This window comes from Dietzia sp. Cai40 (assembly GCF_014145165.1).
GTDB lineage: Bacteria > Actinomycetota > Actinomycetes > Mycobacteriales > Mycobacteriaceae > Dietzia > Dietzia natronolimnaea.
This window is the reverse complement of the sequence record NZ_JAALEB010000502.1, coordinates 1-1,369: the sequence shown is the minus strand read 5'-3', so window position 1 is coordinate 1,369 and position 1,369 is coordinate 1. Positions and strand designations below refer to the sequence as shown.

The window sequence follows — 1,369 nt, the reverse complement described above, 5'->3', positions numbered from 1 at the left end:
CGCACGCTCCCGCGGCTGACGATGAGCACCTCCTCGCCACCATCACCAGAACGGTTGAGCAACGTCCCGATTCGATCAGCCATGAGGAGACCCTTTCGTCCGGAATCTGTATCAATAGATCCTAGACCCCACGGGAAGGTGTTTCATAAGTGCCGAACTAGACCCTGTGACACAGCGGCGACTGTGGACTTGATCGCTTTGTGGCGGTCTTCTGTGGTTACTTCTTGGCGGCGACGTACGACGTACCAATCGGGCGTTCTGGCCGAAAGGGTTAGAGCGAGTCGGCGACTCACGGGTGGGCGGCCGGGTTTGCGTCTGTTTTGTCAGAGTCCGAATGCTCCGCCGCTGATCAGAATGAAGGCGCCTAGGCCGATCAGGACAATCGGGAACAGGATGTGTTCCCAGCGCTCCAGGACTTCGGCGATCGGTCGGCGGGTGGCGACGAACCTTGCCAGGCCCACCAGTCCCGCCACCAGCACCAGGAACACGATGCAGTAGGCGACCACGGCTCCCGGGCCCACGTTGAGAAAGACGGGGACGTAAACGCCGATGTTGTCTCCACCGTTGGCGAAGGTTACGCCGGCCACGGTCCACACGGCGACGTTCTTGCCCTCGACCTTTGCATCGTCGTCATCATCGTCCCCGCGCCAGGCCTGCCACGCGGCCCACAGTCCCAAGCCCAGTGGGATCAGCCCGAAGTAAGGGATGGCCTGCGGGGGCAGGAAGACTCCCGCGCCCAGGGAGACGAGCACAGCCACGCCGAGGATGCCGGCGAACCCGAGATACTGGCCGGCCAGAATGCGTGCGGTGGTTCCGCGTTGGCCTGCTCCGCGGGCGAAAAACAGCGACAGGACGATGATGTCGTCGATATTGGTGGCAATGAACAGGCCGATCGCCTGCAGGGCCGAGGACAGGATCACGCCTGCACCTCCGTGGCGTGACAACCCGGCACTGAGCAGTCGGGCTCCAAGCAGGAGGCGTTTTCGTTGACCGCGAGGGTGATCTCGACCAAGGAAGATAGCGACCGGGCCAAGTGCGGGTCTGCGATCTCATACCGGGTCTGGCGACCTTCGGGCACTGCGACAACGATCCCGCAGTCGCGCAGGCATGCCAGATGGTTCGACACGTTCGACCGTGTCAGCTCCAGATCCCGGGCCAGCTCCGCCGGGTAGGCCGGCTGCTCCAGCAAGGTCAGCAGTATTCGGGACCGTGTCGGGTCGGCCATCGCCCGCCCTAACCGGTTCATCACATCGACACGAGAAGCAATAGTCAGCACTTGCTGAACTATACAGCGTCTGCTGAACTGTTGTGACAACGCCCTAAAAACCTAAAGGTTTTTAAGGCACATTCACGGCGCCAGGCGGGCCGC

At 62.2% G+C, this 1,369-nt stretch carries 2 protein-coding genes; both read right to left on the bottom strand.

All coding sequences use genetic code 11. The features are described 5' to 3' along the window. Positions 1-323: 323 nt before the first annotated feature. Positions 324-920, bottom strand: a complete 597-nt coding sequence (locus G6022_RS16445; protein ID WP_017838449.1) for a cadmium resistance transporter — start codon at positions 918-920, stop codon at positions 324-326. Then, a complete protein-coding gene (locus G6022_RS16440) occupies positions 917-1,276 on the bottom strand; it encodes a metalloregulator ArsR/SmtB family transcription factor (RefSeq protein WP_031265333.1) in 360 nt (119 codons plus the stop codon). Before G6022_RS16440 ends, G6022_RS16445 begins: the two co-directional genes overlap by 4 nt. Positions 1,277-1,369: the final 93 nt, after the last annotated feature.